Source organism: Streptomyces clavuligerus (genome assembly GCF_005519465.1).
Classification (GTDB): domain Bacteria; phylum Actinomycetota; class Actinomycetes; order Streptomycetales; family Streptomycetaceae; genus Streptomyces; species Streptomyces clavuligerus.
This window is the reverse complement of record NZ_CP027858.1, coordinates 1,901,377-1,918,643: the sequence shown is the minus strand read 5'-3', so window position 1 is coordinate 1,918,643 and position 17,267 is coordinate 1,901,377. Positions and strand designations below refer to the sequence as shown.

The 17,267-nt window shown below is 72.4% G+C and carries 13 protein-coding genes; 7 read left to right on the top strand and 6 right to left on the bottom strand.

The genetic code is table 11. The annotated features are described in order from the left end of the window. The first annotated feature begins 90 nt into the window (after positions 1–90). From CRV15_RS07615 to CRV15_RS07595, 5 genes are all read left to right on the top strand, one after another. Positions 91–1,575 (top strand): peptidoglycan D,D-transpeptidase FtsI family protein, encoded by a 1,485-nt coding sequence (locus CRV15_RS07615; protein WP_003952525.1) that lies wholly within the window; start codon positions 91–93, stop codon positions 1,573–1,575. Between the two features lie 272 nt (positions 1,576–1,847). Next, complete coding sequence (locus tag CRV15_RS07610) at positions 1,848–3,161, top strand: ATP-grasp domain-containing protein (RefSeq protein ID WP_009997519.1); 1,314 nt, start codon at positions 1,848–1,850, stop codon at positions 3,159–3,161. After that, the gene (locus CRV15_RS07605) at positions 3,158–4,363 is read left to right on the top strand and encodes a GNAT family N-acetyltransferase (protein WP_003952523.1); all 1,206 of its coding nucleotides are present in this window, start codon (positions 3,158–3,160) and stop codon (positions 4,361–4,363) included. Before CRV15_RS07610 ends, CRV15_RS07605 begins: the two co-directional genes overlap by 4 nt. Continuing rightward, the gene (locus CRV15_RS07600) at positions 4,360–6,048 is read left to right on the top strand and encodes an ABC transporter substrate-binding protein (RefSeq protein ID WP_003961820.1); all 1,689 of its coding nucleotides are present in this window, start codon (positions 4,360–4,362) and stop codon (positions 6,046–6,048) included. Before CRV15_RS07605 ends, CRV15_RS07600 begins: the two co-directional genes overlap by 4 nt. A 93-nt stretch (positions 6,049–6,141) precedes the next feature. Next, a complete protein-coding gene (locus CRV15_RS07595) occupies positions 6,142–7,161 on the top strand; it encodes a GNAT family N-acetyltransferase (RefSeq protein ID WP_003952521.1) in 1,020 nt (339 codons plus the stop codon). Here the strand turns inward: CRV15_RS07595 and CRV15_RS07590 are convergent. From CRV15_RS07590 to CRV15_RS07570, 4 genes are all read right to left on the bottom strand, one after another. Continuing rightward, positions 7,113–8,135 carry an EamA family transporter gene (locus CRV15_RS07590; protein ID WP_003952520.1) on the bottom strand — a complete coding sequence of 341 codons (1,023 nt, stop codon included), beginning with the start codon at positions 8,133–8,135 and terminating at the stop codon, positions 7,113–7,115. The genes CRV15_RS07595 and CRV15_RS07590 overlap by 49 nt on opposite strands. Next, positions 8,132–9,505: a Cpe/LpqF family protein gene (locus tag CRV15_RS07585; protein ID WP_230864164.1), complete on the bottom strand. Its 1,374-nt coding sequence runs from the start codon at positions 9,503–9,505 to the stop codon at positions 8,132–8,134. Before CRV15_RS07585 ends, CRV15_RS07590 begins: the two co-directional genes overlap by 4 nt. Positions 9,506–9,741: 236 nt before the next feature. Continuing rightward, positions 9,742–9,957: a ferredoxin gene (locus CRV15_RS07575; RefSeq protein ID WP_003961822.1), complete on the bottom strand. Its 216-nt coding sequence runs from the start codon at positions 9,955–9,957 to the stop codon at positions 9,742–9,744. Beyond that, positions 9,954–11,180: a cytochrome P450 gene (locus CRV15_RS07570; protein WP_003952517.1), complete on the bottom strand. Its 1,227-nt coding sequence runs from the start codon at positions 11,178–11,180 to the stop codon at positions 9,954–9,956. Before CRV15_RS07570 ends, CRV15_RS07575 begins: the two co-directional genes overlap by 4 nt. Positions 11,181–11,580: 400 nt before the next feature. On the opposite strand from CRV15_RS07570, the gene CRV15_RS07565 reads away from it, so the two are divergent. Both CRV15_RS07565 and CRV15_RS07560 read left to right on the top strand, forming a co-directional pair. Next, the gene (locus tag CRV15_RS07565) at positions 11,581–12,327 is read left to right on the top strand and encodes an SDR family oxidoreductase (protein ID WP_003952516.1); all 747 of its coding nucleotides are present in this window, start codon (positions 11,581–11,583) and stop codon (positions 12,325–12,327) included. A gap of 325 nt (positions 12,328–12,652) precedes the next feature. Continuing rightward, entirely contained in the window at positions 12,653–13,951 is a 1,299-nt protein-coding gene (locus CRV15_RS07560; protein WP_003961823.1) for a LysR family transcriptional regulator, read from the top strand. Between the two features lie 89 nt (positions 13,952–14,040). Here the strand turns inward: CRV15_RS07560 and CRV15_RS07555 are convergent, their stop codons facing one another. After that, on the bottom strand, positions 14,041–15,708 hold the full coding sequence (locus CRV15_RS07555) for an ABC transporter substrate-binding protein (RefSeq protein ID WP_003952514.1): 1,668 nt from the start codon (positions 15,706–15,708) through the stop codon (positions 14,041–14,043). 164 nt (positions 15,709–15,872) lie between these two features. Further along, positions 15,873–17,054 (bottom strand): bifunctional glutamate N-acetyltransferase/amino-acid acetyltransferase ArgJ, encoded by a 1,182-nt coding sequence (gene argJ, locus CRV15_RS07550; RefSeq protein ID WP_003952513.1) that lies wholly within the window; start codon positions 17,052–17,054, stop codon positions 15,873–15,875. Positions 17,055–17,267 lie beyond the last annotated feature (213 nt).

Genomic DNA, 17,267 nt, shown 5'->3' with positions numbered 1-17,267 from the left:
CCCTGTCCGCCCGGTTCTCCCGCCGGAACAGGCGGTCGCGATCGACGGCCGGCCGGCCGGGAGCGTTCCGGCGGCCGGAGGAGGTGCTCCATGAACAGGCCGCTGCGGCACATAGCCATCTTCTGCGGGCTGCTGACACTCGCGCTGCTGCTGAGAGCCAACTGGCTGCAGTACGTGGACGCCGAGGAACTGGCCACGCACGAGCGCAACCGCCGGGTCCAGATCAACCAGTTCGCGACCCCGCGCGGCGACATCATCGTGGGTGGCGGTACCTCCATCACCGGGTCGAAGGCCGTCGACGGCACCGACTTCAAGTACCAGCGCACCTACAAGAACGGCCCCATGTACGCGCCCGTCACCGGGTACGCCTCGCAGTCCATGGGCATGTCGCTGCTGGAGAACACGTTCGACAGCGTATTGAGCGGGCAGGACGACCGGCTCGCGATCCAGCGCTTCACCGACGTCGTCACCGGCAAGGACCGGCGCGGCGGCAATGTGATCACCACGATCGACCCCAAGGCGCAGCAGGCCGCGTACAAGGGGCTCACCGCCCTGGACGCCCGGGGCTCGGCCGTGGCGCTCGACCCGAAGACGGGCAAGGTGCTCGCCCTGGTCTCGACCCCGTCCTACGACCCCGGTGTCTTCGCGGGCAACAGCCTCAAGGAGAGCAAGCGGTTCCGGGACCTGGACAAGGACAAGGGCAAGCCGCTGGCCAACCGCGCGCTGCGGGAGACCTTCCCGCCCGGCTCCACGTTCAAGATCCTCACGGCGGCGGCGGCCCTGGAGCACGGGGTGATCGACGACATCGACGCGAAGACCGACGCGGTGTCCCCGTATCCGCTGCCGCAGTCGACCAACACGGTCGGCAGCGAGGCGGGCAACGCGGCCTGCGACAAGGTCTCGCTGAAGACCGCCATGCAGCATTCCTGCAACAATGTCTTCCTCGACGCCGCGGTCAAGCTGGGCGTGGACAAGATGCGCGACACCGCCGAGAAGTTCGGGTTCAACGAGGACGTCTACTCGGACGCCTTCGGCGACATGCGGGCCGTCAAGAGCCTGTACCCCAAGGAACTGGACAAGCCGGGCACCGCGCTGACCGGTATGGGACAGGGCAGCCTCACCAGCACCCCCTTGCAGATGGCCATGGTCACCGCCGCCATCGCCAACAACGGCAAGCTGATGCAGCCGTACATCGTCGACGAGGTGCAGTCCCCCGATCTGAGCACCCTGGAGAAGAACGAGCCCCGGGAGATGAGCCAGGCCGTCTCCGAGGAGACCGCGGGCAAGGTCCGGGAGATGATGGAGTTCACCGCCAGGGAGGGCAGCGCCCGCAAGGCGCTGATCGACGGCGTCACGGTGGGCGGCAAGACCGGTACCGCGCAGCGCGGTGTCGATGTGCGCGAGCAGGTCCCGTACGGCTGGTTCGTCTCCTACGGGGAGAAGGACGGCCAGTCCGTGGCGGTGGCCGTCTTCATCGACCCGACCGCGATGGACATCTCCCGTGAGGACATCTCCGGCGGCGGTCTGGGCGCGCCCATCGCCCGCAGTGTGATGAAGGCCGTCCTGGAGAAGTGACCCCCGGGGCCCCGGCCCCCGGCCCGTTCCCGGGCCCCGCGGCCCGGCTTTCCGACGACGATGGCTCCCACCCCCCGAGGGCGGGAGCCATCGGGCTTTTCCGGCATGCCGCGCGGCCCGCGCGGGCCCCGCCGGCCGCCTTCCTATGCGCCTCGCTCACAGCCTATGCACACCGCGTCCGTAACCGTGTCCCGAACGTGATCGGCGCGGTCAACTGGAGCCTGTGTATCCGAGTCGAGTCGACTGAACAGCGTCATGACGGAGGCGGTTCGATGACCACACCCCTGGCCGACTATGCCAAGTTCGCGGGCAAGCGCATCGCGATCGTCGAGCACATGCAGAACCACCCCTTCGTCCTGGGGCTCCACCAGGCACGTGAGCACGGCCTTGAGGTCTGGCTGCTCACCGGGGACCGGTCCTGGTACACCCACGGGCACGACTGGGACAGCCACCCCCTCGCGGCGGCCGTCGACCGGGTGGTCGACGTGGACACCACCGATCTGGCGGCCGTGCTCGCGGCCGTCACCGACGAGAGCGGGCAGTGCCTGGTCGACGGGCTCACCTCGTTCTCCGACTACCACACGGTCATCGCCGCGCAGGCGGCCCAGCGGCTGTCGCTGCCCGGCCCCGACCCCGAGGCCGTGGAGACGGCGAACGAGAAGGACCGGCTGCGCCTCGCCCTCGGCGACGTCCCCTACAACATCCCGCACGCCCGGGTCAGCAGCCGCGAGCAGCTCGACGAGGCCGTACGGAAGCTCGGCTTCCCCATGATCGCCAAGCCGCCCGCCGAGGCCATCAGCTACGGGGTGCGCCGCGTCGACACCATGGCGGAGCTGGTCGAGGCGTACGAGGAGCTGTCCGGCGTCCGCCACAGCCTGCGCGGCCAGCCGCGCTCCGGCGATGTCCTCCTGGAGACCTATGTCGAGGGCGTCGAGGTCAGCGTCGAGACGATGACCGTGGACGGGTACACCCATGTCTTCGGGGTCACCTCCAAGGACCTGTTCGGCGACCCCGCGTACATCGAGTGCGGGCACACCTTCCCGGTGCCCCTCTCCGACGAGGAGCGCGAGGCGCTGTACGCCGCCGTCCGGGGCACCCTGGAGGCGATCGGCTACCGGCACGGCCCCTGCCACACCGAGGTGCGGCGCACCGAGACCGGCTGGCGGATCATCGAGGCCAACCCGCGCACCCCGTCGAGCTGTATGACGATGCTGGTCACCGATGTCACCGGGCGCAGCCCGATCCTCGACGCCTGGCTGCTGACGATCGGCGAGGCCCCGCCGATCGAGCCCGTCGTCCACAACGGCGGCGCCGCCGTGCGCATGATCTACCCGACCCGGAAGGGCACCCTCACCCGGGTCGACGGCATCGAGGCCGCGGCCGCGGTGCCCGGGGTCCAGGTGCTGCTGCACGTGGAGAAGGGCGACAAGCTGCTCCAGCGCATGGACAACTCCTCGTGCGTCGGCTTCACCTACTGCGCCGGGGCGGACCGGGAGGAGGCCCAGGCCCTCGCGGACCGCGCGGCCGGATACCTGGACTTCGTCGTCGAGGAGGACGAGCGGGGCGAGCGGGGCGGGGAGTCGTGAGCGGAGACGCCACCCTGCCGGTGACGGACGCGCTGCCGCACACGGCGGCGGACGCGGTGACGGACGTGGTGGCGGTGCCCGACGCCGCCGCCCTCCCCACCAGCGGCTGGCCGGATCTCGTCGGCCCGGAGGACTTCTTCCAGACGCCCCGCTGGCTGGCGGTGCAGGAGCGCAACTCCGGCACCACGATGGACTTCCTGGTCCGCCGCCGCGCGGGCCGTCCCGTCGCGGCCCTGGTGACCGCGTGGGGCGACGACTCCGTGCCCTGGCTGCTGGCCCGCCCGGACGCGATGCTCACCCGGGCGCTGGAGGGCGAGGGGGAGCACCCCGAGGCCGAGGCCCGGCTCGCCGACACGGCCGGGGGAGACCCCGCCTCGCTGCTGCCCTCGCTGGTGTGCGGCGGCCGGCATCTGGGCCGCACCCGCCCGCTCGCCGCGCCCGACGCGCTGCCGTCCGACGTGGAGGCGCTGGTCGCCGAGGCCGAGCGGCTCGCGAAGGAGCGGGGCGCGGCCACCGTCTGCTTCCCGCACGTCGACGACCGCGACGGCGCCCTGATCGGGCTGCTGCGCTCGCGCGGCTATGTCTCGCACCCCTCGGCGCACTACGCCTGGCTCGACATCCCGCCCGGCGGCTGGGACGAGTTCCTGGCCGACATGACCAAGCACCGCCGCCGCCGGGTCCGGCTGGAGCGCCGGGCGCTGGACGCGGCGGGCATCGAGGTGCGGATCGAGCCGCTGACCCAGGAGATCGTGCCCCGGCTCGGCGAACTCGACTGCAATCTGCTGCGCAAGTACGGCAACCCGGCGAGCCCCGAGCACTCCGCGGGGCTGCTGAGCTGGATCGCCCAGGTCATGGGCGACGACGTGATGGTCTCCGTGGCCCGCAAGGACGGGGTGATCATCGGCTTCGGCATGGTGCTGCGCTCCCGGGCCCGGGGCCGCGAGGAGTGGTTCGGCCACCGCGCCGGATTCGACTACGAGGCCCAGGGCAGGCTGCCGCTCTACTACGACGTCCTGTACTACCGGGTGCTGGAGGCCGCCGCCCGCGAGGGCGTGACCGTGCTGCACGCCGGGATCGGCAGCGTCGAGGCGAAGCTGGCCCGCGGCTGTCTGGCCAGCCAGGAGCACTCGTTCCTGCTGCGCCTGCCGCGCACCGGGGAGACCGGCACCACCGACACCGATCAGAAGAGGACCGCACCATGACCACCGCCGCGCGACGACCGGCCCCGACGACCGCCGGAGCCGGCTGGGACGCCGGGGTGGGGGCGCTGGTGAACCCCTCGCGGCGGCGCGGCGGGACCCTGCGGCTCGTCTCCTCGGCCGACGTCGACTCCCTCGACCCGGCCCGCACCTACTACGTCTGGGTGTGGCTGCTCCAGCGGCTGCTGAACCGTACGCTCATGGCCTATCCGACCGACCCCGGCCCCGCCGGACTGGTCCCGGCCCCGGACCTGGCCGAGGGCCCCGGCGAGGTCAGCGACGGCGGCCGGACCTGGACCTACCGGCTGCGCCGGGGGCTGCGCTACGACGACGGCACCCCGATCACGTCGGACGATGTGCGCCACGCCGTGCAGCGGGTGTTCGCGCAGGACGTGCTGCCCGGCGGCCCCACCTATCTCATCCCGCTGCTGGACGACCCCGAGCGGCCCTACCCCGGTCCGTACCGGACGGACGAGCCGCTGCGGTCGGTCCTCACCCCCGACGAGCACACGATCGTCTTCCGGCTGACCCGGCCGTTCTCCGACTTCGACCATCTGATGGCCCAGCCCTGCGCGGCGCCCGTGCCCCGGCGCTCGGACACCGGCGCCGACTACGGCCGCGACCCGCGCTCGTCGGGCCCCTACCGGGTCGCCCGCCATGAGCCGGACACCCTGCTCCACCTGGAGCGCAATCCGCACTGGGACCGGGCGACGGACCCGATCAGGCCCGCGCTGCCGGACCGGGTGGAGCTGACCATCGGTCTGGACGTCGATGTCCTGGACGCCCGGCTGATCGCCGGGGAGTTCGACATCAACCTGGAGGGCCGGGGGCTCCAGCACGCGGCCCAGCGCCGGGCCACCGCGGACGAGGTGCTGCGCTCGCACACGGACAACCCCCGGACGAGCTTCCTCCACTTCGTTGCGATGCAGCCGCACATCCCCCCGTTCGACAATGTGCACGTACGCCGCGCGGTGCAGTACGCGGCGGACAAGATCCTGCTCCAGGACGCCCGCGGCGGCCCGGTCAACGGCGGCGACCTGACCACGGCGCTCTTCCCGCCCACCCTCCCCGCCCACCAGGACCTGGATCTGTACCCCACGGGGCCGGACCTCCGCGGCGACCTGGACGCGGCGCGGGCCGAGCTGGCGGCGGCGGGCCTCCCGGACGGCTTCCGGGCGGTGATCGGCACCCAGCGGGGCAAGTTCCGGCTGGTCGCCGACGCGGTCGTGGAGTCGCTCGCCCGGGTCGGCATCGAGCTGACCGTCAAGGAACTCGACGTCGCCACCTACTTCAGCCTCGGCGCCGGGCACCCCGAGACCGTCCGGGAGCACGGGCTCGGACTCCTCGTCACCGACTGGGGCGCCGACTTCCCCACCGAGTACGGCTTCCTCGCCCCGCTCGTGGACGGCCGCCAGATCAAGCGCAACGGCGGCAACTGGAACCTGCCCGAGCTGGACGACCCCGAGGTCAACGCGCTGATCGACGAGACCCTGCACACCACCGACCCCGCCGCGCGCGCGGAGCTGTGGCGGGCCGTGGAGCGCCGGGTGATGGAGCACGCCGTGCTGCTGCCCCTCGTCCACGACAAGACGCTGCACTTCCGCAACCCGTGGGTCACCAACGTCTATGTCCACCCGGCCTTCGGCCTCTACGACATCCAGGCGATGGGCCTCGCCGAAGAAGACTAGGTCCATCACCCGGGCCCGGCGGGGGACGGCGCACCCGTCCCCCGCCGGGCCCGGCCCGCGGCACCGAACCCGACCGACTCACAAGGGACCCGCATGAACGACACCGCCGGCGAACTGGAGTTCGTCCCCCTCGCGGCGAACGACGACGAAACGGTCGGCCAGTGGCTCGACCTGATGGCCCTCGCCGCCGAGACCGGCCCCCGGGCCGCGCCCCCCTGCAATGTCGACATGGTCGGCTCGCTGCGCTTCGCCCCGCCCGCGACCGCCCTCGACGACTGGGTCGTCCGCAGCGGGGGCCGGGTGGTGGGCGCGCTGCGGCTGGCCCTGCCCGACGGCGCCCCGACCGCCCGCGTCGACCAGCTCCTGGTCCACCCCGGGCGGCGCCGCCGCGGCATCGGCCGCGCGCTCTGGGCCCACGCCCGGGAACTGGCCCGCAAGCACGACCGGACCACCCTCACCGCGACCGTCGTCGAGTCCCTGCCCTCCGGCCCGGCCCAGGACCCGGGCCCGGCCGCCTTCGCCGCCGCGATGGGCGCGCACCGCTCGGACATCCCGGCGGGCACCCACCAGTGGCTCGACCTCGACCGGCACGACCCGCTGGCGGACGGCGTCCCCGCGGTCCCCGCCGGGTACTCCCTCGTCACCTGGGGCACCATCACCCCCGACGAGTACGCGGTGCCGGTCTCCGAGCTGGAACTCTCGCTCGGCGCCGGGCCCGTCGACAGGGCCGCGCAGGAGGTCAGGACGAGCTACGCCCGGCAGTTCGAGACCATGCGGGTCGGCCGCGGCCGGCGGGCGTACCACACCGGCGCCGTCCACGACGCCACCGGCGCTCTCGCCGGGTACACCAGCGTCTCCAAGACCACCGGGAACCCCGCGTACGCGCTCCAGGGCATGACCGTGGTGCACCGTGAGCACCGCGGCCACGCCCTGGGAACCCTGCTGAAGCTGGCCAATCTGGAGTACGTGCTGCGGCACGAGCCGGAGGTGCGGCTCGTGGAGACGGCGAACGCCGAGGACAACCACCCGATGATCGCCGTCAACGCCGCGCTGGGCTTCGAGCCCTACGACCGCTGGGTGTTCTGGACCGCCGAGGCCGGTCCGTCCGACTGATCGGGACCCGTGTCCCCGGGCCCCGGTGGGCGCCGCCGCAGCATCCGGCCGCGTTCCGCCGGGGCCTTCGGCGGCCTTCCGGCGGCCGGGGGCGGGCCCGCCTCCCGGGCCGCGCGCGACCGGGTCGTCCCCACCAGCACGCCCAGCACCACGGCCGCGCCGGACACCGCCGACCAGAGGGTCAGCCGCTCGTCCAGCCAGATCGTGGCGACCGCGACGGCGACCACCGGAACCAGCATCGAGAACGGCGCCACGGTGCCCGCCTCGTACCGTTTCATCAGGGTGTTCCAGATCCCGGAGCCGACCACGGAGCCCGCGAGGGCCGTGTACAGCAGCGCCACCGGACCGGTGAGGTCGCCGGAGGTGAGCGAGTCGCCGAGGGCCCGCCAGCCCGCCGTCGGGCCCTCCAGGGCGGCCGACAGGCCCAGCAGCGGGATCGGCGGCAGCACACACATCCAGAGCGCGAAGCGCAGCGGATGGTCCGGGCGGGCCTGCCGGCTCGCGATATTGCCCATCGCCCAGCCGAACGCCGCCACCAGGGTCAGCACCAGCGGCAGCAGGGCCGCGTCCTGCGCCCGTTCCACCGCGATGGCGCTCATCCCGGCCACGGCCAGCACGATGCCGCCCGCCTGCCGCCGGGAGATGCGCTCCCCCAGCAGCAGCCCGAGCAGCATGGTGAACGGGGCCGCCGCCTGCACCACCACGGACGCCTGCCCCGAGGGCATGCCGATGTCGATGGCGAGGAAGAGCAGCCCGAACTGGATCACACCGAAGCCCAGTCCGTACACCAGCAGCCAGCGCAGGGGCACCTTGGGCCGGGGCACGAAGAGGATCACCGGCACGGCCACGACCACGAACCGCATCGCGGAGAGGAACACCGGAGGGTAGTAGTCGAGGCCGATGCGCACGGCGAGGAAGTTCAGGCCCCACAGCACCGCCACGAAGCAGGCGAGGAGCCGGTCTCTGACGCTCATCGCCGGGCGGCTTCTCCGGCGCTCGCGCGGTCGTCCCCGGCCGCCGCGGTCCCGGCACCGCGGCGCTCACCGGAGCTGAGCAGCTTCGCCTCGGCCTCGATGATCTTGGCGCCGATCCCGCGCAGGAACAGACCGTCGCCGATGAGCCGCTGCTCGTCGGCCGACTGCCGCAGGACGAGGACGTACGAGATGCCCGCGTGGTCCTGGAGCAGCCAGCAGAACATCATCACACCGGGGCTGGAACCGGCCTTGAAGTAGACCCGGCGCCAGCGCTCCTCGTCGATCAGCAGACCGGGGTAGGCGGTGAGGATCTCCTCGACCGTGCCGCTGGTGTCCCGTCCGCTGTCCTGGAGCAGCCCCTCCAGCACCCGGACCACGTCGAAGGCGTCCATGTGCCAGTCGATGCCGAGCTGATGGACCGTCGCGCCCAGGTCGGAGCCGCGGACGGTCATCACCCCGGCCATCTTCTCCAGCAGCTCCCGGCGGCCCGCCTCGTCCTGCCGGACCCACTCCGCGCGCCGCTCCGGGTCGCCCCAGCCCAGCTCGAAGACCTCGTGGCTGGTGAGGAACGGGCGCATCAGGGACGGGTCGTGGTGGCCCGCGGCTGCCAGGGAGCGCTCCACGACCTCCCGGCCCAGCCGGTCCGCGACCAGATCGGCGCCGGTGTTGTCGCTCAGCGCGATCATCTTGTGCGCGGTCTCCCGCACGGTCACCCGGGTGCCGTCGGGGAGGTCCTGCATATCGCCCGTGGGCAGGCTGCGCAGCTCGGGCGTGAGCGTGAGGATCTCGTCCCAGCCCACCGTCCCCTTCTCGATCTCGGCGACGAGCGCGCGCATCAGATAGAGCTTGTACGCCGACCCGGTCGGCATCGGCCGCTCCGGCGCCGACGCGTGCAGCACCTCGTGCCCGTCGGGCGTCAGCCGCACCGCGTACACGGAGTGCTGCACACCCGGGGTGTGGAGGGTCTCCTCGACATCGTTCCACGTGACCATGTCGGGTATGACGGTCTCGGGCTTCAGGGTGAGGATGCGGATCAGCCCGCTGGAGTCCAGCGTCAGCGACAGGATGTACCGCACCCCGGCCGGGGCCGACAGCACGACCCAGCCCTTGTGCGCGACGGGGTGGTAGGCCCGGACCGTGAAGGGGCCCTTCGACCGCCACTCCCGCACGGTCTCCGCGAAGTTCCCCGCCGCCGCGAAGGTGGGGATGAAGCGCGCGGCCACATCCTCCGGCCGGGGCAGTCCGGACGAGGTCAGCAGCCCCATCGCCCAGCGGGCCGCGTCGCCCATGGGGGAGTCGTCGGCCGCGAGCGCGGTCTGGGCGGCGAGGGCCGCCTCAGCCGGGGTCGGGACGGAATCAGCTTTCTTCATCATCGCTCCTTGTCGGCCCTCGGCCACGGTGCGGGAGGCGCGCGGAACGGCGCCAAGGCTGTCAAGGGAGTGTCGTCAAAATAGCGTCGTCCGTCCGGAGGACGGGCGGTGCGGCGCATGGTGCGTGCAGATGCAAGGCGGAGGAGGGAGTCCATGCGGAGCATCGGCGACTGACGACAACGCGGCAGATGTGCGTGCAAGGCGTCGCGACGCAGACGGGATTTTGACGACACGACCTAGCCCTCGGTGACCGTGATGGCCTCGCACGGGCACAGCTCGGCACAGAGCCGGGCCGACTCGTGCAGCTCGGGCGGGGGAGTGGCGTCGAGCAGGACGGCGATCCCCGTCTCGGGGTCCTGGTCGAAGATCTCGGGGGCCGTGGCCGCGCAGCGCCCCATCGCGCAGCAGGCCGACGCGTCGAGGACGACGGTCAGCCGCTCCACGCCGCTCACCAGGTCACCGGGAGGGCGCCGAGGCCGTAACTGGACACCTCATGACGGAAGTCCAGCTCCTCGAAGGGCACCGCGAGCCGGGCACCGGGCATCCAGCGCAGCACCGCGGCGAGGATCTCCTCCAGCTCCACCCGGGCCAGCCACTGGCCCAGGCACTGGTGCATGCCGTGGCCGAAGGCGAGATGGCGGCGGGCGTCGCGGTCCACGTCCACCCGGTCCGGGTCGGGGAAGACCGTCTCGTCCCGGTTGCCCGCCGACAGCGACAGCACCACGCCCTCGCCCGCCCGGATGAGCACATCGTCGAGCTGGACGTCCTCCACCGCGGCACGGGCCAGCCCGTTCTGCACGATGGAGTGGAAGCGCAGCAGCTCCTCGACCGCCTTGGGCAGCAGGGCCGGGTCCTCGGTGAGGCGCCCGGCCAGCTCCGGGTCGGTGAGCAGGCTGAGCAGGCTCAGGCTCGCCTGGCTGGTGGTGGTGCCGTGACCGGCCACCAGCAGCAGCCGGCACATCGGGACCATCTCCTCGACCCGCAGATGCCCCGGCCGCACCTGGTCGATGACGAGCCGGCTGATCAGGTCGGTGCCCGGGTTCTCGATCCGCTCCTCGACCAGCTCCCGCAGATAGCCGTCGAGTTCGTCCCGGGCCTTGGCGACCTGCTCCGGGGTGTAGCCGCGGTCGATGAGGACCGCGCTGCGGTCCTCGATGAACTCCCGGCGGTCGTCACCGGCGCCGAAGAGCAGGGTGATGACCCGCGAGGGCACCGGGATCGTCAGTCCGGCGACCAGGTCGACCGGCCGCTCCCCCTTCACCAGCCCGCCCAGGATCTCGTCCAGCAGCTCCCGCACCGCGGGGCGCAGCGCCTCGGCGCGGCGGGCCAGGAAGTCCCGGGTGAGCATCGAGCGCAGCCGGGAGTGCTGCGGGTCGTCCATGCGGATGAACGACGCCGACTCCGGGTTGGCGCGCACCAGTTGGGAGGTGCGGGTCAGCATCGGGAAGCCGGGCGCGCTCGTCACCGCGGTGAAGCGGCGGTCGCCCAGGACGGCCCGGGCCCCGGCGTGCGAGGTCACCAGCCACACCTGGCTGCCGTCCCACAGCGTCACCCGGCTCGCGGCCTTCTGGGACCGCAGCCCGGCCAGTTGCGGCGGCGGGTCGACCGGGCAGACCCGGTGCATCGGATACGCCGGTGCCACCTGGTCGGACTGAGGCGCTGCCTCGTTCATCATCCACCGCCGATCGCTGCTCGCGCCATGTCGTGGCGCCCAATCTGCCGCAGCCCCCGGGCGGGTGGCCGGTCCGCCGGGGCGGCGCGCATAACCCGGCGGAAACAGTCATAACCCGGTCCACCGAAGGGAATTCACCGGGGAATGCGACGCTGATAGCGTCTGCCGTGGACGGGGAGAACTCCGGCCGCTGATTCCCGGTGAATCCCCGGGTGTCCTCCGAAGACCATCGGAGAGCGCCGCGGTATTCACCATTCCCCGGGAACTCCCCGGGGAACTGCGGCCATCCGTACCCGGTCGGCCGTGCCCACCGCAACGGTCCGGCGTACGGAACCCGCCCCGGCACGGCAGGTCTCACCCCTTCTTCATACGCTCACCACGATCGCAGCACCATGTGGAGGAAATGATGCCATCCGCACTCCAGGGGAAAGTCGCGCTCATCACGGGCGCGAGCTCGGGCATCGGCGAGGCCACGGCCCGCGCCCTGGCCGCCGAGGGCGCCGCCGTGGCCATCGCCGCGCGCCGGGTCGAGAAGCTGCGCGCCCTGGGTGACGAGCTGACCGCCGCCGGGGCGAAGGTCCATGTCCTCGAACTCGACGTCGCCGACCGGCAGGGGGTGGACGCCGCCGTCGCCTCCACCGTCGAGGCGCTGGGCGGCCTCGACATCCTCGTCAACAACGCCGGGATCATGCTGCTCGGCCCGGTGGAGGACGCCGACACCACCGACTGGACCCGGATGATCGACACCAATCTCCTGGGCCTGATGTACATGACCCGGGCGGCCCTTCCCCATCTGCTGCGCAGCAAGGGCACCGTGGTGCAGATGTCCTCGATCGCGGGCCGGGTGAACGTCCGCAACGCGGCCGTCTACCAGGCCACGAAGTTCGGTGTGAACGCGTTCAGCGAGACGCTGCGCCAGGAGGTCACCGAGCGCGGGGTGCGGGTCGTCGTCATCGAGCCGGGCACCACCGACACGGAGCTGCGCGGCCACATCACCCACACCGCCACCAAGGAGATGTACGAGCAGCGGATCAGCCAGATCCGCAAGCTCCAGGCCCAGGACATCGCGGAGGCGGTCCGCTACGCCGTGACCGCGCCGCACCACGCGACCGTCCACGAGATCTTCATACGCCCCACCGACCAGGTCTGACACCCGTCCGCCGACCAGGTCCACGCCGCGCGCCCGGACCGGGTGGCCGGCCGTGCCGTGCCCCGTCCCCCGTTCCCGGGACGGCGCCCGGAGCGCGCCCGCCATCCGGCCGGGCGCGTTCCGCTTCCCGGCGAGGAGAATCCGAAGAGCGGCGCTGCCTAGGATCGATTCCGAAGCAATTCAAGAGCCACTTCGGACAATTCAGCGGTACAGTCCTTGACGGAAAAGGGAACCGACATTGTCTCTCGGGTCAGAACCGACGTCTGCTGGTGTCAGCCGATGCGATCTGTCTTTACTGGACGCGGTGGGACACTGCGGAGACCTCATGGAAGTGGCCCGGCGGACGGGTGTCCGGCACGGCACCGTGGAGCGCAGACTCGACCGGCTGGACCGGATCGTCGGCCTCCCGCTGACCCTGCGCAGCCGCCACACGGCCCGGCTGACCACCGCGGGCTCCCGCATCCTCGTCGCCGGGCGGCGGTTCTTCCACCAGGTCGACCTGGCCGCGCGGACGCATATCTTCGGCCATGGCTCCGAGGCCGTGGACGCCCCGGAGGTGCTGTCGCTGGTCTCCACGGAACCCCTGCTCGACGAGGTGGTGGAGGACGCGGCGGCCTCGCTGGACCTGCTGCTGTCGGTCCGGCACGAGGCCCCGCACCAGGTCGCCGCCCAACTGGCGGGCTACCAGGTGGACGCGGCCTACACCTGGAGCCTCCAGTCCCCCCGGCACAGCCTGGAGCGGTCCGTGCGCACCTGTGAGGTGCTGGACGACCCGCTGTGGGTGATCCTGCCCCGGGACCATCCGCTGGCCGCCCGGCGGGAGGTCTCGCTCGCCGATCTGCGGGACGAGACCTGGGTGTCCGAGACGGGACCCGGCTCGGAGATCCTGGTGACACGTGTCTTCCAGCTGGCCGGGCTCACCGCGCCCACCCGGCTCCACATCACGGGGGCATCGGTTGCCCGGGGCATCCTGCGCCGCGGGGACGCGATAGGTCTCGGCTCGCCCACCCACCCGGCGGTGCAGGACCCCTCGCTGGTGCGCCGCTCCCTGGCGGAGCGCCCGCGCCGCACCACGAGTCTGCTCGTCGACCCCACCATCGTGCCCCGGGCGCTGGCGGGACGGCTGGCCGCGCTGATCGCCGAGGTCCAGCTCCGGCGCTTCGCCGAACACCACCGCGACCTGCTGGACGAGCCCTGGTGGGCGCAGTGGTACGCGGAGCGCACCGGCGCGGACGCCCGCCGCTTCGGGGCGGGACCCGACCAGGGCTCCGTGCCCGGCCAGGCCGAGGGCCGCAAACTGGATGTGGACGATCTCCATCTGCTCCAGGCCGTGGCCCGGCACGGCAGCATCAACCGGGCCGCGGCGGTGCTGTCGATCAGCCAGTCGGCGCTCACCCGCCGGATTCACCGGCTGGAGCAGTCCCTCGGCGCCCGGCTGCTGCTGCGCAGCCCGCGGGGGACCAGCCTGACCGGCCCGACCCGGCAGTTCCTGCGCCAGCTCGCGCTGTACGAGGCGGAGTTCCGCGAGGCCGCTCTCGCCTGCCGCAGCGTGGAACGGCCCCTGGCGCAGGGCCACTGGCCGATCCGGCGCGGGGTCGCGGCCGGGGCCCGGATGTCCGGCTGAGCGGGCCGCGACCGGGTCCGGACCGGACCGGGCGGGGAACGGGCGGGGTCCGGCCCCGGGACATACGGTCCCGGGGCCGGACCCCGTGCTCACTTCGCGCCGAGCGCCACGTAGTCGTACATCCCGAAGGAGCCGGTGACGAAGGCGTTGCGGGTGTCCGGGTGCCGGTAGAGCAGGGACCGCGGGTACAGATACGGAACGATGACCGCGTGGTCCATCGTGAGCTGGTCGATGCGGTGCCAGATCTCCGCGCGCCGCGCCGGGTCGGCGCACTGCGCCCCCTCGTCCAGCAGCGCGTTGATCTCCGGGTCGTCCAGCTCGCCCATGTTCTGGTTGCCGCGCTCCTTGATCGCGCGCCCGTCGGTGATCTGCTGGAGGAAGCCGTATCCGTCGGGGAAGTCGGCGCCCCAGCCGAACATGATGATCCCGATCCCGTGCTCGCGCAGATACTCCGGGCAGCCGCCGTAGCGGTCGAAGTAGTCGCCCGACGGGAAGTCCAGCACCTCCGCCTCGATGCCGACCCGGGCGAGCCCGGCGGCCAGCGCCTCGGCGGCCCGGTACTCCTTGAGCCGGTCCTTGCGGGCGGCGATCCTGGTGCGGAAGCCGTCGGGCATCCCGGCCAGCTTCAGCTCGGCGCGGGCGGCCTCCAGGTCGCCGGTGCCCTCGGGGCCGACCGGGTAGCGGTCGAAGTGCTTGTAGCCGTCGAGGGTCGGGGGCAGCAGGGTGGTCGCGATGTCGCCGCCCACCGCGCCGCCGTACGCCTCCTGCATGGCCGCTTTGTCGGTGGCGAACTGCACGGCCCGCCGGCAGTGCACATTGTCGAACGGGGCGATCCGGCTCGACAGGCAGTAGATCCAGGTGAAGCCGGTCAGCGGGTTGTCCGCGTGCGCGCGCAGCTCCGGCTCGGCGAGGATGCGCTCCTGGGCCGCGGGCTGCACACCGAAGCCCGCGAGGTCCACATGGGCCTCGCCCGCCAGCAGCATGCGGTCCACCTCGTGCGGGTCCTTGCCGAGGTGCACCTCGATCCGGGAGGCGCGCTGGACGCGCACCGGGTCGGTCTCGGGGTCCCAGTGCGGATTGGGCTCCAGGACGGCCAGCTCGCCCCGGGTGTACGAGACGATCCGGTACGGGCCGGTCGCCACGGGCCGCAGCCGGTACTCGGCGCCGGTGTCCCGGTCGCGCGGCACGGGGGTGGTGGACGGCATGGTCGCCAGCAGATCCATCCCCGCGAACGGCTCCCGCAGCCGGAAGACCAGCGTCCGCTCGTCCGGGGTCTCCAGCGTCACCGGTCCGTCGGCGTCCGGCTCCCGCCAGGGGCCGCCGTACTCGGTGCCCAGGAGGTGGCGGAAGTAGGTCGGACCGGCGCCCAGGACATCGGTGCCGTAGTTGCTGCGGGCGATGGCGTGCTTGATGTCGGCCGAGACGACCGGCGTGCCGTCCTCGTAGCGCAGGCCCTCGCGCAGCCGGTAGGTCCAGACCCGGCCGTCCTCGGAGGACTCGCCCAGCGACTCGGCGAGGTCGGGCACGAGCCGCTGGCCCGCCTTGCCCGGCGCGGTGTCGAAGGTGACCAGCGTCCGGCCGATGAGCCGGAGGAAGTTCCAGGTGTAGGCGTAGTACGTGTTGCCGGGGTCGAGCGAGTCGAAGTCGTCCGTGCGGACCAGCCGCAGCGTCCCGCCCGGGGCGTCGGTCGGCGCGACCACTCCCCGTACCCCGGCGTCGAAGCCCTCGTCCGCGGTCGTCGACCGAGTGGTCTCCATGTCCCTCCTGCCCTCGTCACCTTGCATCGCCCCTCATCGTGCGGCCGGGCGGGGCCCGGCGGGGGCCGCTCCGTCCCGTGCGCATAGCCGGGGAACGGTCGGTATAACCACACGGGACGGGAGCGGACAGGGAACGGGGCGGCGGCCCGTTCCCTGTCCGGGGATCAGGTGGTGTACTCCGAGTTCAGCCGGACATAGCCCTCGGTGAGGTCGCAGCCGTAGACGGTGAAGGCCCCGTCCGCGATGGCGAGGTCGATCCCGATGACCACCTCGTCGCCCCGCAGATGCTCCGCGACGGCGGCCCGCAGCGCGTCGTCGGCCTGGTCGCCCCGGGCCTTCGGCGGATAGACCTCGACCTCGCCGAAGCGGATCGTCACCCGCTCCTGGTCGATGTCGGTGTCGTCCGAGCACTTGCCGATCGCCATGGCGACCCGGCCCCAGTTGGGGTCGCAGCCGTGCACGGCGGTCTTCACCAACGGGGAGTTGACGACGGTCTTGCCGACCCGCTTGGCCTGGGCGTCGTCGCGGGCGCCGGTGACCTGGACCTCGATCAGCTTGGCCGCGCCCTCGCCGTCGCTCGCGATGTCCTTGACCAGGGCCAGCGCCGCCGTGTGCAGCGCCTCCTCGAACTCCCCGGCGTCGACCTCGCCCGCCAGGCCGTTGGCGAACAGCACCGCCGTGTCGCTGGTGGAGGTGTCGGTGTCGATGCTGACCGCGTTGAAGGTGCGGTCCATGACCCGGCGGAAGAGGCGGTCCTGCTCGGCCGGGTCCAGCCGGGCGTCCGTGGCGAAGAAGGTCAGCAGCGTCGCCATGTCGGGCTCCAGCATGCCGACGCCCTTGGCGATGCCCACGAGGGTCGCCCCGCCGACGCTGACCCGGACCTCCTTGGGCCGGGTGTCGGTCGTCATGATGGCGCGGGCCGCGCGGTCGAAGCCGCCCTCCCCGGCGGGCCACTCCAGCGTCTTGAGGTGCTCCCGGATGCTCTCCATCGGGTACTGCCGGCCGATCACCCCGGTGGAGGCGATCAGCATCTCGCCCTCCGGCAGCCCGAGGGCCCGGGCGACGGCCTCGCGCACCTCGCGCGCGTTCTCCTCGCCCTCCAGGCCGGTCGCGACATTCGCGTTGCGGGCCAGCACCACCACACCGCGCGCCTGCCCGTCGGCCACCGCCTCCCGGCACAGCACGACGCTCGGCCCGGCGAAGCGGGAGCGGGTGAAGACGGCGCTCACGGTGGCCGGGGCGGTGGAGGCGAGGACGGTGAAGTCGTCGCGGCCGTCGTCGGCCAGGCCCACCGGCGCCGTGTGCACCACGAATCCCCGGGGCGTCTTCGGTGTGCTGTCGGACATGTCAGCGTCTCCTGTCACGGAAAGGGCACGGCGACGGCCTCACCCGTCGCACTCTGCATTATTTCCCATAGAGTGGCAAATTTATGCACGGGGTGGCGCACGGCACACGGAGTGCTGTACAGCACCCACGGGCGGCGCACGGCACCCGGCCGCCGGGCACCTCCGCCGTCCCCCCCGCCCCGGCACCCTCGCAGGACGCACGGCACCCGGCAC

Coding starts and splice junctions, on each gene's coding strand:
- CRV15_RS07615 (WP_003952525.1), top strand. CDS start 91: ATGAACAGGCCGCTGCGGCACATAGCCATCTTCTGCGGGCTGCTGACA.
- CRV15_RS07610 (WP_009997519.1), top strand. CDS start 1,848: ATGACCACACCCCTGGCCGACTATGCCAAGTTCGCGGGCAAGCGCATC.
- CRV15_RS07600 (WP_003961820.1), top strand. CDS start 4,360: ATGACCACCGCCGCGCGACGACCGGCCCCGACGACCGCCGGAGCCGGC.
- CRV15_RS07595 (WP_003952521.1), top strand. CDS start 6,142: ATGAACGACACCGCCGGCGAACTGGAGTTCGTCCCCCTCGCGGCGAAC.
- CRV15_RS07590 (WP_003952520.1), bottom strand. CDS start 8,135: ATGAGCGTCAGAGACCGGCTCCTCGCCTGCTTCGTGGCGGTGCTGTGG.
- CRV15_RS07585 (WP_230864164.1), bottom strand. CDS start 9,505: ATGAAGAAAGCTGATTCCGTCCCGACCCCGGCTGAGGCGGCCCTCGCC.
- CRV15_RS07570 (WP_003952517.1), bottom strand. CDS start 11,180: ATGATGAACGAGGCAGCGCCTCAGTCCGACCAGGTGGCACCGGCGTAT.
- CRV15_RS07565 (WP_003952516.1), top strand. CDS start 11,581: ATGATGCCATCCGCACTCCAGGGGAAAGTCGCGCTCATCACGGGCGCG.
- CRV15_RS07560 (WP_003961823.1), top strand. CDS start 12,653: ATGGAAGTGGCCCGGCGGACGGGTGTCCGGCACGGCACCGTGGAGCGC.
- CRV15_RS07555 (WP_003952514.1), bottom strand. CDS start 15,708: ATGGAGACCACTCGGTCGACGACCGCGGACGAGGGCTTCGACGCCGGG.
- argJ (WP_003952513.1), bottom strand. CDS start 17,054: ATGTCCGACAGCACACCGAAGACGCCCCGGGGATTCGTGGTGCACACG.